This window comes from Paenibacillus oryzisoli, from assembly GCF_050467285.1.
GTDB lineage: Bacteria > Bacillota > Bacilli > Paenibacillales > NBRC-103111 > Paenibacillus_E > Paenibacillus_E oryzisoli_A.
Genome location: NZ_JBCMUN010000019.1, coordinates 1 through 18771 on the forward strand (window position 1 = coordinate 1; position 18771 = coordinate 18771).

The following is an 18771-nucleotide window of genomic DNA, read 5'->3' on the forward strand; positions in this document are numbered from 1 at the left end:
CAAACTCTCCATAAAAGAAAATCTGACTTGCTCATTGACTTGCTAGCGAGATTGTTAATCTCATTAATGGTTAGTTACCTAACCGATTTGCTTACTCACTCGTTGTTCAGTTTTCAAAGATCAATGTCTCTCGTCATCGTCGACCTCTAAAGGCGACTTGATTAATATACCACATCGGCCTACTCGATTGCAAGAACTTTTTATTCTTTTTTCGCAACCCGTCGAAGCGACAAGGAGTAATATAACAAATCCAATCGGAAGATGCAAGCACTTTTTTTAAAAAAATTTATTAACTCACCATAACAACAAATAAAAGCCCCGCAATGGCATAACCATGTGGGGCTTTAGGCGCTTTTACATTTAATTGATAACGTCCTGAATATACAGCTGCCGTTCTACCGTCAGGTTAACGATCGTACCGTTCACATTGACCCAAGGACGTGTCGGATGGGAACGATCCGAGAAAATAATCTCACCAACGCGATTATCGCTGAGCTTAACCAGCGTGCCCGTGCTGATCTGCGTAGCCTTGTTCATGAACACTTGCACGAATGCAGGATCTACTTTGCCAAACGATTCGTCAAAGAGCTGCTCCAGTACGACATAGGGCGAAAGCGCAGGTTTGTAGGCACGCTCATTCGTCATGGCATTGTAAATATCCGCAATCGCAACGATTTTGGCATAGACATGAATTTTGTCACTCTTCACGCCCAGCGGGTAGCCTGAACCGTCTTCACGTTCATGATGTTGAATGGCGGCAAGCTTCACACCCTCATTGATGCCAGACACGTTCTTGAGGATCTGATAGCCCAGCAAGGTATGCTGTTTCATTTCCTCGCTTTCCGCTGCGGTTAACGCTCCCTTTTTCTCCAGAATGGCACGATCAACTTTGCTCGTTCCGATATCATGGAGCAAGCCGGCCAAAGCGATCTGCACCAAGTCCTTCTGAGGCAATCCCGCCCATCTTGCAAGGGAATAGGACGTTAAGCCGACAAGAATGCTTTTGTGATAAATATATTCGTGCAAGTTCCTGTTTTTGGGCGTAAACGTAAGTACTTTGTAGCTGTCGATATGTTGGAGAAGCGCTTCAATCCCTTTGCGAATATCCATAATCGGCAAAGGTTGTCCGCCATCCGCAAGCTGAAAAACACGCTTAAGCAGCTTAACCATATTCTGATATTCCGTATAAAAAGGAGGCTCTGTCACCGTTTCCTTCGATTTCGTTTCAACAAGAGCCGGCTCCGGTTCATTGGCCTGCTTGGATTCGATATTAACGGATGGAATCAGAAATGCTTTAAGAATCTCCAATTCTCGTTGGTGCAAGATCTTTCCCTTGTAAAAAAGGACGTTCCCCAATTTCGTGAGAACATCGTCGCCTAATTTTTCGCCTAGTTTAATCTGAGAAACGGCTACCGTGGGCACTCTCATTCACTCACCTTACTGTTCGAATACTCCTATTGTAAAATAAAAGGGATGGGTTTGTAAGCCCCATCCCTGTAATTTATTCTTCTGAATCGGAAGCTTCCCAATCCTCGTCCTGCTCGCCGTCCGTCTGCTCTTCGTTTTTCTGCACACGTGCAAGTGTACCGACTTCATCGTCTTCCCGAATATTGATGAGACGTACGCCTTGCGTATTGCGTCCCATCACGGAAATGCCGTCCATACTCGTACGAATGACAGTACCGGATGCGGTAATAATCATCAAGTCCTCGTTTTCCTGTACGACTTTCAGACCGACGATCGAACCGTTCTTCTCGGTGACATTGAGCGTCTTAATCCCTTTGCCGCCACGGGATTGACTGCGGTATTCCGAAACCGGCGTCCGCTTGCCGAAGCCCTTCGACGTAACAATCAATACGCTGTTATCCTCTTGAACAACGTCCATGTCGATGACAACATCGTCTTCATCCAGCTGAATACCCTTCACGCCTGTCGCCGAACGGCCCATCGAACGGACCTCTTGCTCTGGGAAGTGAATCGACATACCGTTCTTGGTCCCCATGATAATGCCCTGGTTCCCGTCGGTCAGCTTCACTCCGATCAGATCATCGTCTTCCCGCAGATTAATGGCGATCAGGCCGCCTTTGCGGATGTTCGAGTAATCGTCGATCGGTGTTTTCTTCACAACGCCTTGCTTCGTTGCAAAGAACAGATACTGTTCCGTCTCGAAGCTTTCGACCGGGATCACGGCGTTAATCGTTTCCCCTTGCTCGATCTGGATTAGGTTAATGATCGGCGTTCCCCGAGCGGTCCGGCTCAGATCTGGAATCTCGTAAGCTTTTAGACGATACACTTTCCCTTTGTTCGTGAAGAACATGAGATAATGATGCGTATTCGTGACGAACAAATGTTCGACGAAGTCATTATCTTTAGTGTCCATCCCCACGACGCCGCGTCCACCGCGCCTCTGGTTGCGATATGTCGTAACCGGAAGACGTTTGATGTAGCCCGTATGCGTAATGGTGATAACCACATCTTCACGTGGAATAAGATCTTCGTCTTCGATGCTTTCTTCGCCCACGGTGATTTCGGAGCGGCGCTCGTCGCCGAATTTCTCTTTGATTTCATTTAATTCATCGCTGATGATGCCCAGAATGAGCTGCTCATCGGCGAGAATCGCTTTATATTCCGCAATTTTCTTCATGAGCTCAGCGTATTCGGCTTCGATTTTCTCACGCTCTAAGCCGGTCAGACGCTGTAAGCGCATGTCCAAAATCGCCTGTGCTTGGTCAAAACTCAAGCTGAACGTCGACATGAGCCCGTCTCTGGCCTCTTCCGTCGTTCTGGATGCACGAATGAGGGCAATGACTTGATCAAGGTGATCAAGCGCAATGCGCAAGCCTTCAAGGATATGAGCTCTTGCCTCCGCTTTGCGAAGGTCATACTCCGTCCTGCGGCGGATGACTTCCTGCTGATGCTTGAGGTAGTAATGCAGCATCTCACGGAGATTCAGCACCTTCGGCTCGCCGTTCACGAGCGCCAGCATGATGATCCCGAAGTTGGACTGCATCGCCGTCTGCTTGAACAAGTTGTTCAAGACAACGTTCGGATTCACATCGCGGCGAAGCTCGATCACGACGCGCATACCGTTACGGTCGGACTCGTCGCGCAGATCCGTGATGCCGTCGATCTTTTTCTCACGGACGAGCTCGGCGATTTTCTCGACCAATCTCGCCTTATTCACTTGATAAGGCAGCTCGTTGACAATGATTTTGGCCTTATTGTTGTTCTCTTCAATGTTCGTGCGGGCACGCATCGTTACGGAACCGCGACCGGTAGAGTAGGCTTGTCTGATGCCTTCCCGGCCTAGAATAAAGCCAGCCGTCGGGAAGTCAGGCCCTTTAATGACCTGCATCAGCTCCATTGGCGTGACATCCGGGTTCTGAATCAGCATTTGAATGCCCTCGATAACCTCTCTCAGGTTATGCGGCGGGATATTCGTCGCCATGCCGACTGCGATCCCGGAGCTTCCGTTCACAAGCAAATTCGGGAAACGGGAAGGGAGCACCACCGGCTCCTGCTCTTCCCCGTCATAGTTCGGAGCAAAATCAATCGTTTCTTTGTTGATATCGCGCAGCAATTCCATCGCGATTTTGGAGAGGCGCGCCTCGGTGTAACGCATCGCGGCCGCCATATCGCCGTCGATGGAACCAAAGTTGCCATGACCGTCAACAAGCGGATACCGCAAGGAGAAGTCCTGCGCCATCCGAACCATCGTCTCGTACACAGCGGAGTCGCCGTGAGGGTGATACTTACCGATCACTTCGCCGACGATTCTCGCCGATTTTTTATAAGGCTTATCCGGAGACATCCCCAGTTCCGACATCGCATACAAAATACGACGGTGAACCGGCTTCAGTCCGTCTCTAACATCGGGCAGTGCGCGACTGACAATGATACTCATCGCATAATCCAAGAAAGATGTGCGCATTTCCGTAGAAATGTCAATCTCTCTAATCTGCGATTGTAATTCTTCGCTCATGAAGGTTCCTCCTGAAAGCTTACATCGTTAGCAACGCCCAGGCGCTCTGCCCGAATGGATGAATGTGCATAATAAATGGTTTCATCGGACAGGGCGCGCAGGACATTAAATATCTAAGTTTTTCACGTATTTCGCATGTTCCTCGATGAAATCTCTCCGAGGTTCAACATTATCGCCCATCAAGGAATCGAACAGCGTATCCGCTTCGATGGCATCTTCAATCGTGACTTGCAGAAGCGTACGGCTTTCCGGATCCATGGTCGTTTCCCACAGCTGCTCCGGATTCATCTCGCCCAAACCTTTATAACGCTGTACGTTCACTTTCGCGCCTTCGCCGAATTCCTGCATGATGATTTCGCGCTGCTTCTCGTTATAAGCATAGCGAACCGTCTTGTTGCGCTCCAGCTTAAAGAGCGGCGGCTGCGCAATGTACACATAGCCGGATTCGATCAGTTTTCTCATGTACCGGTAGAAGAACGTGAGCAGCAGTGTACGAATGTGCGCGCCGTCGACGTCCGCATCGGTCATAATAATAATTTTGTGATAACGTGCTTTCGCAATTTCAAAATCGTCGCTGATGCCCGTACCGAAAGCGGTAATCATCGCGCGAATCTCGGTATTCGATAAAATCCGGTCAAGTCTGGCTTTCTCTACGTTCAGAATTTTCCCGCGCAGCGGCAGAATCGCCTGGAAGTGACGATCGCGCCCTTGCTTCGCGGATCCGCCCGCAGAGTCACCTTCTACGATGTAAATCTCGGAGATCGAGGCGTCTTTGGAAGAGCAGTCCGCCAGTTTGCCCGGCAGCGCGCTGACTTCCAGCGCACTCTTACGGCGCGTAAGCTCTCTCGCTTTACGAGCAGCCTCTCTGGCACGTGCGGCTTGAATCCCTTTTTCCAGGATACGCTTTGCGACGGCAGGGTTCTCGTCCATGAACTCTTGCAGCTTCTCAGCGAACAAGGATTCGACAATACCGCGCACCTCGCTGTTACCCAGCTTCGTCTTCGTCTGACCTTCAAACTGCGGCTCCGGAATTTTCACGGAAATAATCGCAGCCAATCCCTCGCGCACATCATCGCCGGAGAGATTCGAGTCGTTGTCTTTCAAAGAATTGGTTTTACGGGCATACTCATTCAAAATACGGGTCAGGGCACTCTTAAAGCCGGATTCGTGCGTTCCGCCCTCATGCGTATTGATATTATTGGCAAACGAATAAATGTTCTCCGTATAGCTGTCATTGTATTGCAGCGCGATCTCGATGGAGATATTATCTTTAGATCCTTCGACATAGATCGGCATTTCGTTCACAACTTCACGGTTGCGGTTCAAATGCTGAACGAAGGAGATAATACCGCCGTCATACTTGTGCGTATGCGCCGTATCCGTACGTTCGTCAATCAAATTGATTTCGATACCTTTATTCAAAAAAGCAAGCTCGCGAATCCGGGATTGCAGCGTATCGTAGTCATATTCAGTCGTTTCTTTAAAAATTTCCGGATCTGGCTGGAACGTAACCGTCGTGCCCGTCTCGTCCGTTTCACCAACCACTTTCACATCATATTGCGGCACGCCGCGGCGGTATTCTTGTTGATGAATTTGGCCTTTATTCTTTACTTGCACAGTCAAATGCTCAGACAGCGCATTAACAACGGAGATACCGACCCCGTGCAGACCGCCGGATACTTTGTAACCGGAATCCTCGCCACCGAATTTACCACCCGCATGCAGTACTGTGAGTACGACTTCGAGCGTCGGGCGCTTCAGCTTCGCATTCTCCCCGACAGGGATACCACGCCCGTTATCGATAACGGTAACGCTGTTATTTTTATGGACAATCACATCGATTCTCGTACAGAACCCGGCAAGCGCCTCGTCAATACTGTTATCGACAACTTCCCAAACGAGATGGTGAAGTCCACGGGCACTGGTTGAACCAATATACATACCCGGTCTTTTGCGAACGGCTTCTAACCCTTCCAGAACCTGAATCTGACTGTCATCGTACGCATTTTGATTCACAGACATGCTATTCTTCACCTGCTTTGTCATAGTCAAAAAGTTAATTCGTTAACAACTGATGTGCTCTTTTCTTGAGCGTCGTAGAAGAAATGGGGGAATAATAGACTTTGCTTTTGGTGACGACAAGCGACTTGGGGTCTTCCTCACCGATCAGCTCAGTTCTTTTATCTTTCACGGCTTGCTGTATGAACTGCTTGGATATTTTCGAAGATTTCTCGATGGAAATATCAAAGATAGCAATGAGCTCGGAAGCTCGAATAATTTTTTCTCCACCCAAATGAATAAACACGCTTCTCAGCTCCTGCCGCTTACATTTCCTTTCAAAACATGAAACACGGAAGCATGATCCAACTGGTCCAAATGAACGCTTTCGAGCCCTGTTGTCGTGATGAAGGTTTGTACTTTTTGCTGAAACGTCCGGATTAATTGTGTTTGTCTATGCGCATCCAATTCGGATAATACATCGTCAAGCAATAAAAGCGGATATTCGCCGACTTCTTCCTGAATCAGCTCAATTTCCGCCAGTTTCAGAGAGAGGGCTGTCGTCCGCTGCTGTCCTTGGGAGCCGTACGTCTGAACTTCTTTGTCATTGATGTAAAAGAGAAGATCATCGCGATGCGGGCCGACTAACGTGACACCTCTTCGAAACTCCTGATCTTTCACCAAGGATAACTTTATCATAAATTGGTTTAATAAAACAGATTCATCTTCATCTCGGTCCATGTCAAACGAAGGCGCATAACGGATGAGCAGCTCCTCACTGCCGTTTGTGATGCCCTGATGAATGTTCTCCGCCCATTTTTGCAGCTTCTTAATAAAGTTTTGACGTTTTTTCATAATTTTAACACCATACTGGGCTAATTGTTCGTTCCAGATGTCCAACATGGCGTCCGGCGTGCTTTTGCCAGGGTAGTTTTGTTTCAAATAATTGTTCCGCTGCATCAAAATTTTCTGATACTGCGACAGATCGTGGAGGTAGGAGGGCTGTACCTGCCCGATCTCCATATCCAGGAACCGTCTGCGGACACCCGGCGTGCCTTTGACGATCTCGAGATCCTCCGGCGCAAACATCACGACGTTTAAAGCGCCGATGAAGTTGCTGAGCTTTTTTTGCTCCATGCCGTTGATCCTGGCTTTCTTCCCCTTGGTCGAGATCGTGAGATCGAGCTTGCAGGTGCCGTATTTTTTGAGAATGTCCGCCTGCAGCTGCGTCTGCTCACCATCCCATCCGATAAGCTCTTTATCCTGATGGGTACGGTGGGATTTCGTCATGGCCAGTACGTAGATGGACTCGAGCAGATTGGTTTTGCCTTGGGCGTTAGGTCCGATAAAAATATTGATATTGCTGTCCGTCGCCAGTTCAATCTGCTCGTAGTTCCGATAATGGCGAAGCGCCAATCGCTGTAAAAACATGAATCGGTCATCCCCCTGGGTGATGGATCAGGAGCCAACGACCTCAAATTGTCCGAAGCCTTCCACCGTGACAACGTCACGCGGAACCAGTTTCCGTCCTCTTCGATTTTCAGCCTGCCCGTTCACTTCAATTTTGTTTTCCACAACGAAAAATTTAGCTTGTCCACCTGTGGATATGCAATCCGCCAGCTTGAGAAACTGTCCGAGCGTAATGTAGTCGGTGTGGATAGATATTTTTTTCATGCAGCGCCGCGCCTCCTAGTTCGTTGTCCGATACGGCAAAATGAGCTGAATCATGTTCGTGCCGTCCTGCGGCTTCATGATGATCGGCTGCATTGCGCCGGTAAACCCGATATGGATCATTTCGGAATCCAGCACTTTAAGGGCATCGAGCATATATTTCGAGTTGAACGAAATTTTGAGCAGGTCGCCGACAATATGCTGCAGCTCAATTTGTTCCGTTACCTTTCCAAGCTCGGAAGAGCTGGAGGAGACCTCGATCATTTTATTTTCGAGCATGACCATTTTAACGATATTCGTCTTCTCTTCCTTGGACATCAAATATGCGCGATCGATCGCGTCGGCGAGTTCTTTGGTCGGTACGACCATTTCCGTCTGGAACGACTGCGGGATCAGCTTGGACGTATCCGGGTAAGAACCGTCCAGAATGCGAGAATAGAACAAAATCGATTGAATTTTGAATAAAACCTGATTGTCCGAAATAACAATATCTATAAGCGTGTTCTGATCCGGCAAAATTTTGCTTAATTCATTCAGCGTACGGCCTGAAATAACGATGTTCGGCAGCGGCTGCGCGCTATCGTGATCAACGGTCACCTCACGACTGGCCAAGCGATGCCGGTCACAGGCGATAAATTTGAGCTTATCACCGGAAATGTTCCAAAGAACGCCCGTCAAAATCGGCGTCGATTCGTTGGTAGAAACGGCGTAAGACGTCTGTTTAATCATCGTTTTTAACAGATCGCTTGGTAAACGAAGCATTTTGTTCTCTTCAATTTCAGGGAGCAGCGGATATTCATCCGGATCCAGGCCCATGATTTGAATTTCGGAAGAACCTGAACGAATCGTCGTTTGGAAGTTTGCTTTCACTTCAATTTCGATCAATTGCGCCGGCAGCTTCCGGATAATCTCGATAAAAAATTTCGCTGGCAGCACAACGCTGCCTGTTTGAATCAGATCGACAATTTTAAGGGTGTCATTTTCGCTGGGTGTAAAGCTTTGAATGGAAATATCCGTATCGCTGGCCGTTAAGGTTACACCGCTGATCGTAGCATCTATTTTGATTCCTGTCAGAATCGGGATGGTTGTCCGTGAGGATATGGCTTTGGAAACGTGACCAATGGATTCGATTAAATATTCCTTGAGAATCGTTAACTTCATGATTTCACTCCTGCGGTTCTTTTTTTCTTTGCGACAGCATAATCATTATATAATAACATTTTTTATTAGTAATAGCAGTAGGGGCTCTGGATATGTGGATAGTGGGCAAAACATAAAGCAGATCAAGCCTATCCACATGTGAATAGATTGTGTATAGGCTTATTGAACATGGAAAGTTATTAAGATGGGTTTTTGATGCGTTCCGTTAAGTTATGGACGATCTTATAGAGTTCTTGATCTTCCTTCAGCTGCTGAGAGATTTTCTCGTGCGCGTGGATGACGGTTGTATGGTCGCGGCCGCCGAAGTTCTCACCGATTTTGGGCAAGGAAAAGTCCGTTAGCTCCCGTGCCAGGTACATTGCGACCTGCCGTGGGAAGGCGACGGCTTTTGTTCGTTTGCGGGCTTTGAAATCTTCCAGCTTCAATCCATAGAATTCGCCAACACGCTGCTGAATATCCTGAATCGTAATCACTTTCGGCCGGTTGGACGGAATAATATCTTTCAGCGCTTCGGCCGTCAGATGTACGCTAATATCTTGATTAATGAGGGATGAGTACGCAACGACGCGGATTAGCGCGCCTTCGAGTTCACGAATGTTCGTGTCAATCTGATTGGCGATATAAATCATCGCTTCGTTCGGGATTTCCAGGTTCTCGGCCTTCGCTTTCTTGCGCAAAATAGCAATCCGCGTCTCCAGATCTGGCGGCTGGATATCCGTGATAAGTCCCCATTCGAAGCGGGAACGCAGTCGGTCTTCCAGGGTTGGAATCTCTTTGGGCGGACGGTCGCTGGAGATAATGATCTGTTTACCTTCTTCGTGCAGAGCGTTGAACGTATGGAAGAACTCTTCCTGCGTTCCTTCTTTCCCTGCCAGGAACTGAATATCGTCAATCAGGAGCACATCGATCGTGCGGTACTTATTCCGAAAGCCTTCGCCGCGGTTATCGCGGACCGCATTGATGAATTCATTCGTAAATTTCTCGGACGAAATGTAAAGAACCCTTGCGCCCGGGTTGTGCTCCAGCACATAATGGCCGATCGCATGCATCAGATGCGTCTTGCCAAGTCCGACCCCGCCGTATAAAAACAGCGGATTGTACGCTTTGGCCGGCGCTTCGGCGACGGCCAGGGATGCGGCATGCGCGAACCGGTTGCCGGATCCGATGACGAACGTATCAAAGGTGTACCGGGCGTTCATCATATTTTGAAAATTTTCTTCGACGGTTGTAATCGCCGGCCCTTTGGGCGGAATCACGGCAGGCACGGCCGCTGCGGCGTTCTGCGCTTTAAGCTCCTCCGTCTCCAGAATGAACTTTACGGCGACATGCCGGCCTAGATAATCGTAAATCGTGCCTTCGATGAGCTTGGTATATCGGCTTTCGAGCCATTCCTGCGCGAAATTATTCGGTGCGCAAATGACGACTTCCGTATCGTTAAAAACGGTTGCTTTCGTTGATTTTAACCAGGTATCGAAGCTGGGCTTACTGAGTTTGGTTTGTATGATCGTTAGTATTTGCTGCCATAAATCCGTAGAATGGCCTTCCACAGTTACGTCACTCCTTTATGAAATCAACATGCGGCGTCGGCCAATTAAGGAGCTTCCCGAAATTACCGCCCGAGCGGTAGTTTATTTCGAATGTCTCCATAGTCTTCGTACGACATGTAAAAACGGCTTATCTATGATCAAACTCAAGTTGAGCGGAATGCGGGGTGTCAGCGGATAACGCTTATATGACCACGCTATATCGTTCCCCGCGGTTGTCGAAAAGAAACGGATAGCGGCGGGAAAAAGAAGAATTTTTTTGTCGTATTATCCACAAAGTTAAGGATGGGTGTGATAGACTTATACCGATCGAGGAATTTTGTTCACATTGTTATCCACAGGGTGTTGATAAATTAGAGGGAATAACTCATATATCCACAACAGAAACATTACTATCTTATCAAAAGATACCTTGTTAATCAACGGATTGTTTGCCATTATCCACAATCACAACAACTTGTGGGTAAATTTTGTTCACAACACAAGATATTGTTGATATTCTGTTAGTTTTCGACAAACTGTGCACACATTCGCTAAAAACCATACACAGGTTGTCCTTTCGTGGCGCTTTATGCCGCTACCTCCGGTGGAGAACTTTCCAGTGGGCTGTACGCCCCGGCGTGTTGACTTTCTACATGTAAAATGCTTTAATGAGTAGTAGAAATTTTGTGGGATGGGAAATCCTCATTAGGTAGGGAGGTGCTATAGATGGGTCCGACGTTTAATCCGAACACGAGAAAACGGAAGAAAAACCATGGTTTCCGTAAAAGAATGAGCACAAAGAACGGTCGTAAAGTTCTGGCAGCTCGTCGTCTTAAAGGAAGAAAAGTGCTTAGCGCGTAAAAAGAGGCTCCGGAAGGGGCTTTTTTTTTTGCAATCGAATAGACGGTTTGGAAAACGCGGGATTTGTCTATCCTAGATAAGATGTCAGGCGCGTGTTTCCACTATGAATATGTGTGATCGGTTTGGAGTGTTCGCCTACGTGGAGAAGGAATATCGATTAGCGAAAAGAGAAGATTTCAGCAAAGTGTACCGGTACGGCAAGTCGGCCGCCAATCATCAGTTTGTTCTATATTATTTGCCGCAGCCCAAACTCGAGCATTTCCGGTTCGGGGTTTCCGTGAGCAAAAAAGTAGGCAACGCCGTTGTGCGCAACCGCTTAAGACGGATGATGAAAGAAATCGTTCGATTGAATAAAGAGCAAATGGCGCCGCATTACGATTACATTTTGCTGGCCCGAAAGCCGGTTGTGGAGATGCCGTATGCCGAGATGGAGAAGAGCCTTTGGCATGTGGTTCGAAAAGCTTCTTTAATAAAGAAAAATGATTCTTCAAAAAAGTGAAGCAATATTTCCTTGCTGGCTTAAGATGTGATATAGTTTATGTTGGAAAAGACATTTAGGAGGATCTCATTTTGACTCGTCGAATTTATACGCTGCTTGCGCTCTCAGCGGTCATCTTGCTGCTATCTGGTTGCGGAACTTCCAGTGCGGCTTCAGCGCCAATTGATCCGAATACGGCCAATTTTTTCACGAAATATTTAACCTATCCGCTTTCCAAAACATTGGACTGGTTTGCCAATCACTTGTGGGGGCAGTATGGGCTGGCAATTCTGGTTGTGACCGTCATTATTCGGTTAATCATTTTGCCGCTTACGCTTAAGCAGTACCGCAGCTCCAAACGGATGCAGGAATTGCAGCCGGAGATGAAGAAACTTAAAGAGAAGTACAAAGATGATCCGAAGAAGCAGCAAGAAGAAACGATGAAGCTGTTCCAGTCAAATGGGGTCAATCCGTTAGCCGGATGTTTCCCGATCATTGTCCAAATGCCGATTCTCATCGCGCTGTATCAATCGATCATGCGCAACGATCACATTCGTGATCATACGTTCTTATGGTTAAATCTCGGTCAGCCGGATCACCTATACATTCTGCCGATTATTGCCGCGGCAACGACGTTTGTTCAACAGATGTTCATGTCTTCCCAAATGAATCAGCAAATGAAGAGTTTGATGTACATTTTCCCTGTCATGATTTTCGTCATGTCGATGAACTTCGCATCCGCACTTCCACTGTACTGGGTTTACGGTAACATTTTCACGATTGTTCAGTCTTACTTTATTTATGGTTCTCCTGGTAAACAAAAAAAGCCTGGATCTCAAAATAATAAGGGTGGCCTGTCGAAATGAAGAAAATCGTGGTGACTGGAAAAACGGTTGAGCTGGCTGTGAAATCAGGACTGGCTCAGTGGCAAGTTTCGGAAGAACGGGTTCATATTCATATTTTGGAGCAGCCCTCTAAGGGGTTGTTCGGGTTAATCGGTGTGAAAGAAGCGAAAGTTGAGCTTGAATTGATACCTGATCCACTTGAGGAAGCGCTAGCTTTCTTACAAGATATGTTCGAAGCGATGCAAATTTCCATCACCATTGATACGCATAAAGATCGTGAAGGCTACATCTTAAATATGAGTGGATCCGAACTTGGCATTTTAATTGGCAAAAGAGGACAGACGCTGGATGCTCTGCAATATTTGGTTAATATTGTGGCGAACCGGTACGCGAATTCGCATTTCCGCATTATTCTGGATGCGGAGAATTTCCGCGAGCGTCGGAAAAAGACACTGGAAGAGCTTGCTTTGCGGCTCGCTAACCGCGTGTTGAAGTCAAAGAAAGAAGTTATTCTCGAGCCGATGAATTCGCAGGAACGTAAAATTATTCATGCGGAATTGCAAGGGCATCCGAGCATCAAAACATACAGTAAAGGCGAGGAGCCGAATCGGCGCGTCGTCATTGCTGTGAAATAAAAGAGAAGCTGCAATGACATTGGTTGGTTCTTGTCATTGCTTTTTCTTTAGATGCTAGAATTTATAAGTTCAAGGAACTTATAGCTTCGCATCATCCTTAGTAAACGGATACCGTCATATATAAGACGGCTAAGCCGTTTATCCTTGATTCGAGGTGTTTCAATCATGTTAATGGATACGATTGCTGCTATTTCGACACCGCTTGGCGAGGGTGGCATAGCGGTTATTCGTGTGAGTGGCATGGATGCGATCCCTTCTGTGGAGCGCATTTTCCGCTCGAAAACGAAATTGTCTAACGCTGAGACGCATACCGTGCACTACGGATACATTGTAGAACCTGCTTCTGCCGAAAGGATAGAGGAGGTTCTCGTTACGTTAATGAAAGCTCCTCGCTCGTTTACGATGGAGAATGTCGTGGAGATCAGCTGTCACGGCGGGATTGTCTCGGTGAAAAAGGTGCTGGATCTGCTGCTGCAGCAGCCAGGCGTGCGGCTCGCAGAGCCGGGCGAATTCACGAAGCGCGCATTCCTCAATGGTCGTATTGACCTCACGCAGGCGGAGGCAGTTATTGATTTGATCCGCGCGAAGTCGGACCGCGCTTTCAAAGTTGCCTTAAAGCAAGTCGAAGGCAACTTATCCAAGCAGATCAAGCAGCTGCGCTATGTGCTGGTTGAACTGATGGCGCATGTCGAGGTGAACATCGACTATCCGGAGCACGATGTGGAAGAGATGACGTATGCGCTCATCAAGGGAAAATGCGAGCAGGTTGATGCGGAAATCGACCGGCTGTTGGTCACGGCCGAGCAGGGCAAAATCCTGCGGGAAGGCATTGAAACGGCGATTGTCGGCCGGCCAAATGTCGGCAAATCGTCGCTGCTCAATGAATTGGCGCAGGAGAATCGCGCCATTGTGACGGACATTCCGGGCACGACGCGAGACGTGATCGAGGAGTTTGTCAATGTCGGCGGCGTGCCGCTGAAGCTGCTGGATACAGCTGGGATCCGCGAGACGGAGGATATTGTCGAGCAGATCGGGGTCGAGCGCTCGAAGACGGCGCTGGCGGAAGCGGATTTGATTTTGCTGGTGCTGAATCGCAGTGAAGAGCTGTTGCTGGATGAAATCGCGATGATGAAACAGCTGGCGGAGCGCCAGACGATTGTTATTTTGAATAAGATCGATTTGCCGCGGCGCTTGGATGTGGATATTGTTCGGGGTTATTTTCCAGAGGAACGTATTGTAGAGCTGTCGCTGATTGAGAATAAAGGTATCGAGCAGTTGGAGAAGGCGATTTCGAATATATTCTTTGAAGGTAAGCTGGAGTCAAGCGACTTGACGTATGTGAGCAACATTCGCCATATCTCCTTGTTGAAGCAGGCGAAGCGATCACTGGTTGATGCGTTGGAGGCTAATGAGCAGTATGTGCCGATCGACATGATTCAGATCGATATTCGAGCTGCATGGGAGTATTTGGGGGAAATTATCGGAGATTCTGTCGGTGAGTCGTTGATCGATCAAATTTTTACACAATTCTGCTTGGGAAAATGAATTTCGACGGCGTTTTCATTTTTCGTTTTCACAAAAGAGGGAGGAAGAGAGTATGGGATACCATGCTGGAGATTATGACGTTATCGTCATCGGCGCCGGGCATGCCGGCTGCGAAGCGGCACTTGCATCTGCACGGATGGGCTGTCAAACGCTGCTGCTGACGATTAATTTGGATATGGTTGCGTTTATGCCTTGCAACCCATCCATCGGCGGACCTGCGAAAGGGCACGTCGTTCGGGAGATCGATGCGCTCGGCGGCGAAATGGGCCGCAATATTGATAAAACGTACATTCAATTGCGCATGCTGAATACGGGGAAAGGGCCTGCGGTGCACGCGCTGCGCGCGCAAGCCGATAAATTTGCGTATCAGCATAAAATGAAAGAAACGATCGAGGCGACGCCGAATATGACGCTGCGCCAAGGCATGGCCGAGGAGCTCATCGTGGAAGACGGTGTCTGCAAAGGCGTTGTGACCAAGACAGGCGCACAGTACATGGCGAAAGCTGTCGTGTTGACGACAGGTACGTATTTGCGCGGCAAAGTGATTATGGGCGAGCTCATGTATGAGAGCGGTCCGAATAATCAGCAGCCGTCGGTGAAACTGTCGCAATCATTGAAGGACCTGGGGCTCGAGCTCGTTCGTTTCAAAACGGGAACGCCGCCACGGGTGCATAAGGACACGATTGATTTTAGTAAAACAGAAATTCAGCCTGGGGATGATGAGCCGAAGTTTTTCTCTTTTGAGACGAAATCGGGCTCGAATGATCAGCTGCCTTGTTGGCTGACGTACACCTCCGCGGAAACACATCAAATTATTAATGATAATTTGCATCGTGCGCCAATGTTCTCGGGAGCCATCGAAGGTACGGGGCCGCGGTACTGTCCGTCGATCGAGGATAAAATCGTCCGCTTCAGCGATAAGCCGAAGCATCAGATTTTCCTAGAGCCGGAAGGGTATAACACGTCGGAGTATTATGTGCAAGGGCTATCGACGAGTATGCCGGAAGATGTCCAACTTGGCATTTTACGTTCCATTCCAGGTCTGGAAAAAGTAGAGATGATGCGTACCGGTTACGCCATCGAGTATGATGCGGTTGTGCCGACGCAGCTCAAACCATCGTTGGAAACGAAGCTGGTGAGCGGGTTGTTCACAGCGGGGCAAATTAATGGTACTTCCGGCTATGAAGAGGCGGCGGGTCAAGGCATTATGGCCGGCATCAACGCGGCGCGTAAGGTACAAGACAAAGAAGCGGTCGTGCTTGACCGTTCCGAAGGCTACATCGGCGTGCTGATCGACGATCTGGTGACGAAGGGGACGAGTGAACCGTACCGGTTGCTGACGTCCCGTGCAGAGTATCGTCTGCTGCTGCGTCATGACAATGCCGATCTGCGTCTGACGCCAATCGGTCATGAGATTGGACTTATTTCCGAAGAGCGTTATGCCGAGTTTTTAAATAAGAAGGCACTTGTGGAGCAAGAAATTGAACGTTTGTCTACGGTGAAGGTAAGACCGGAGCCTGAGGTTCAACAGCTGTTGGAAAGCTTGGAGAGCGTGACGCTCACGAATTCTGTTCCTGCGATTTCCTTGCTGCGTCGTCCTGAGGTTGCATATAAGCACATTGAGCAAATGACGCCATCCCCACTTGAGCTGGATGCCGACATGAAGGAGCAAGTCGAGATTCAGGTCAAATATGCCGGCTATATTGAGAAGCAAAGCAATCAAGTGGAGCGCCTGCGCAAGATGGAGAAGAAGAAGATTCCGGATGACATTAATTATGCAGATATTCACGGCATCGCGTCTGAGGCGAAGCAGAAGTTAACGAAAATCCGTCCGATTTCGATTGGTCAGGCTTCACGGATCAGCGGTGTAACGCCGTCGGATATTTCGATTTTGCTTGTATATCTTGAACATTATAATCGCGTAACGGCGGCTAGAGGGTAAGCGATGGAAGAACAATTGCGATTTACTGAACGGTTGGCGGAGGAGGGCATTGTGCTCTCCGAGCGTCAGCTGGAGCAGTTTGAGATTTATTTTAAAACGTTAGTGCTCTGGAATGAGAAAATGAATTTAACAGGTATCACGGAGCGAGAGCAGGTATACTTAAAGCATTTCTATGATTCGCTTTCGCTAGCTTTCAATTTCGATATGAAGCAGGCTGTTTCGCTGGCCGACATCGGTTCCGGAGCCGGGTTTCCAAGCATTCCTTTGAAAATTGTTTTTCCTCATCTCAAGGTGACGATTGTTGATTCATTAAATAAGCGGATTACGTTCCTGAAAGAGGTTGTATCGCTGCTAGGGCTTACGGACACGGAATGTGTGCATGGCAGAGCAGAGGATATTGCTAGAGTTGCAAAGTATCGCGATCAGTTTGATCTTGTCACGGCGCGCGCGGTTGCTAGATTATCGGTGCTGAATGAGTTTTGCCTTCCTTTTGTAAAAAAGGGCGGGACGTTCATTGCGATGAAAGGCTCCGAAGTGGAGGATGAGCTTCAGGATGCGGCTTACAGCCTATCCGAACTCCGAGGTAAACTCGTGAAGGTTACGCGGATGACATTACCTGTCGAGGAATCCTTGCGTCATTTTGTTGAAGTTGAGAAAACGGGGGCTACACCTGCAAAGTATCCCCGCAAGGCTGGAACGCCACTCAAGGAACCTTTGACAAAATGATGAAAATTGTTCCACGTGAAACATTTTGACGAATTGTTCATCTTTGCTGCGGCAGGATTATGAGCATACGTGGAGAATAATTATGTATTGTGGATCTGTTTCATAGATTCAGCTTGTGCTGTTTATTAGATGCTTCGCATAGGTCGAACAGGTCGTCTACCTTACATCGTACTGATGTTTAAACTACGGGAAGAGTTGGTGGTAAGTTTTCCTATGAAAGAACAAATTTCCAAGCTGTTTGGCCTAACGGATCGTTCAAATACGGATGAAGTCAAAAATATCCCCGTAAACAGCATCATCCCAAGTCCTTATCAACCAAGGACTGTCTTTGATGATGATCGCATTGATGAGCTTTGTCAGACCATTCGTACACATGGGGTCATTCAGCCGGTTGTTGTGCGGGTTAAAAATAATACATTCGAACTCATCGCCGGTGAACGACGGCTGAGAGCGGTGAAGAAGCTCGGCCTGGACACGATTCCGGCGATCGTTCGTGATTTCAACGATTCGCAAGCGGCGTCCATCGCCCTGATCGAAAACTTACAGCGTGAGGGCCTCACGGCTATTGAAGAAGCTGGCGCCTATCAGCAGCTCATCGAGATGCACGATTTGACGCAGGAAAGCCTGGCGCAAAGACTAGGTAAGAGTCAATCGACGATTGCCAATAAGATTCGACTGCTTCAACTTAGCGAACCAGTGAAGATCGCATTGATGGAGCGGAAGATCACGGAGCGCCATGCGCGGGCTTTGCTTGCTTTGGATCAAGAGGAGCTTCAGCTTAAAGTGCTTGAAGAGATCATTGCGAAAGAACTGAATGTGAAACAAACGGAGATTCGAATTAATTTCCTGAAGGAAGCGGCGAAAATTAAAAAGTCGCGTCGGGTTTCTTTTAGCAAAGATGTGCGCTTAGCCTTGAATACGATTCGCCAGTCGGTCGAGATGGTGACGAGCTCAGGACTAAATATTGATAAGTCTGAGCAGGATCATGAAGATCATTACGAAATTATAATTAAGATTCCTAAAAGATAAAATGGTTGGATGCTTCTTAACAACGGCGCAAGCCGTTTTTTTTGTTGATAAGTTTAGCTAAATGAGCGGTATGCTGCTGACTTTCGGCCACATCAGATTGGAAATATCAGTTTCATAGGAGTCGGGGGCAATTGTCGGGCTATTTGATGAGAAATAGACGCTTGTTTTAGCAGCTTTGGCGAAAATCTATCAAATATTGATAAGGTAAGTCATTGCTAGATATGGTAAGATAGAGCTATTGCTATTTCTATTGGTTTAAGGCTCGATCAAATGAATAATAGAATGATGTGGTGCTCGAAAAAAGCGTAGTCGTGCTTATGATCGGACATCACGAGATTCGACATTTTTTGATCGCGTATTGGAGTCTCTCCG

Annotated in this window: 16 protein-coding genes; 8 read left to right on the forward strand and 8 right to left on the reverse strand. The window is 47.9% G+C overall.

Annotation, left to right across the window (positions count from 1 at the left end):
• Nucleotides 1–360: 360 nt before the first annotated feature.
• The 8 genes from ABE504_RS26375 to dnaA form a co-directional block, all read right to left on the reverse strand.
• Nucleotides 361–1422 carry an HD-GYP domain-containing protein gene (locus ABE504_RS26375; RefSeq protein ID WP_430095067.1) on the reverse strand — a complete coding sequence of 354 codons (1062 nt, stop codon included), beginning with the start codon at nucleotides 1420–1422 and terminating at the stop codon, nucleotides 361–363.
• A 79-nt stretch (nucleotides 1423–1501) separates the two neighbouring features.
• Nucleotides 1502–3982 (reverse strand): DNA gyrase subunit A, encoded by a 2481-nt coding sequence (gene gyrA, locus ABE504_RS26380; protein WP_430094658.1) that lies wholly within the window; start codon nucleotides 3980–3982, stop codon nucleotides 1502–1504.
• Between the two features lie 105 nt (nucleotides 3983–4087).
• The gene (gyrB, locus tag ABE504_RS26385) at nucleotides 4088–6004 is read right to left on the reverse strand and encodes a DNA topoisomerase (ATP-hydrolyzing) subunit B (protein ID WP_430094660.1); all 1917 of its coding nucleotides are present in this window, start codon (nucleotides 6002–6004) and stop codon (nucleotides 4088–4090) included.
• Between the two features lie 34 nt (nucleotides 6005–6038).
• Nucleotides 6039–6287, reverse strand: a complete 249-nt coding sequence (gene remB, locus ABE504_RS26390) for an extracellular matrix regulator RemB (protein WP_126143533.1) — start codon at nucleotides 6285–6287, stop codon at nucleotides 6039–6041.
• A 5-nt stretch (nucleotides 6288–6292) separates the two neighbouring features.
• The gene (gene recF, locus ABE504_RS26395; protein WP_430094663.1) at nucleotides 6293–7411 is read right to left on the reverse strand and encodes a DNA replication/repair protein RecF; all 1119 of its coding nucleotides are present in this window, start codon (nucleotides 7409–7411) and stop codon (nucleotides 6293–6295) included.
• A gap of 27 nt (nucleotides 7412–7438) precedes the next feature.
• A complete protein-coding gene (yaaA, locus tag ABE504_RS26400; protein WP_126143531.1) occupies nucleotides 7439–7654 on the reverse strand; it encodes a S4 domain-containing protein YaaA in 216 nt (71 codons plus the stop codon).
• A gap of 15 nt (nucleotides 7655–7669) precedes the next feature.
• On the reverse strand, nucleotides 7670–8812 hold the full coding sequence (dnaN, locus tag ABE504_RS26405) for a DNA polymerase III subunit beta (RefSeq protein WP_430094665.1): 1143 nt from the start codon (nucleotides 8810–8812) through the stop codon (nucleotides 7670–7672).
• 179 nt (nucleotides 8813–8991) lie between these two features.
• Nucleotides 8992–10359 (reverse strand): chromosomal replication initiator protein DnaA, encoded by a 1368-nt coding sequence (dnaA, locus tag ABE504_RS26410; RefSeq protein WP_430076263.1) that lies wholly within the window; start codon nucleotides 10357–10359, stop codon nucleotides 8992–8994.
• Between the two features lie 705 nt (nucleotides 10360–11064).
• Here dnaA and rpmH point away from each other — a divergent pair.
• From rpmH to noc, 8 genes are all read left to right on the forward strand, one after another.
• Nucleotides 11065–11199 (forward strand): 50S ribosomal protein L34, encoded by a 135-nt coding sequence (gene rpmH, locus ABE504_RS26415; protein ID WP_126143528.1) that lies wholly within the window; start codon nucleotides 11065–11067, stop codon nucleotides 11197–11199.
• A 139-nt stretch (nucleotides 11200–11338) separates the two neighbouring features.
• Nucleotides 11339–11698, forward strand: coding sequence for a ribonuclease P protein component (gene rnpA, locus ABE504_RS26420; RefSeq protein ID WP_430095069.1), 360 nt, complete (start codon nucleotides 11339–11341; stop codon nucleotides 11696–11698).
• Nucleotides 11699–11769: 71 nt separating this feature from the next.
• The gene (yidC, locus tag ABE504_RS26425) at nucleotides 11770–12543 is read left to right on the forward strand and encodes a membrane protein insertase YidC (protein WP_430094668.1); all 774 of its coding nucleotides are present in this window, start codon (nucleotides 11770–11772) and stop codon (nucleotides 12541–12543) included.
• Nucleotides 12540–13157, forward strand: coding sequence for an RNA-binding cell elongation regulator Jag/EloR (gene jag, locus ABE504_RS26430; RefSeq protein ID WP_430094670.1), 618 nt, complete (start codon nucleotides 12540–12542; stop codon nucleotides 13155–13157). The genes yidC and jag overlap by 4 nt, the downstream gene beginning before the upstream one ends.
• A gap of 165 nt (nucleotides 13158–13322) precedes the next feature.
• The gene (gene mnmE, locus ABE504_RS26435; protein ID WP_430094672.1) at nucleotides 13323–14702 is read left to right on the forward strand and encodes a tRNA uridine-5-carboxymethylaminomethyl(34) synthesis GTPase MnmE; all 1380 of its coding nucleotides are present in this window, start codon (nucleotides 13323–13325) and stop codon (nucleotides 14700–14702) included.
• Between the two features lie 52 nt (nucleotides 14703–14754).
• Nucleotides 14755–16644, forward strand: a complete 1890-nt coding sequence (mnmG, locus tag ABE504_RS26440) for a tRNA uridine-5-carboxymethylaminomethyl(34) synthesis enzyme MnmG (RefSeq protein WP_430094674.1) — start codon at nucleotides 14755–14757, stop codon at nucleotides 16642–16644.
• 3 nt (nucleotides 16645–16647) lie between these two features.
• Entirely contained in the window at nucleotides 16648–17370 is a 723-nt protein-coding gene (rsmG, locus tag ABE504_RS26445) for a 16S rRNA (guanine(527)-N(7))-methyltransferase RsmG (protein WP_430094676.1), read from the forward strand.
• Between the two features lie 213 nt (nucleotides 17371–17583).
• Nucleotides 17584–18399, forward strand: a complete 816-nt coding sequence (noc, locus tag ABE504_RS26450; protein ID WP_430094678.1) for a nucleoid occlusion protein — start codon at nucleotides 17584–17586, stop codon at nucleotides 18397–18399.
• The last annotated feature ends 372 nt before the right edge of the window (nucleotides 18400–18771 follow it).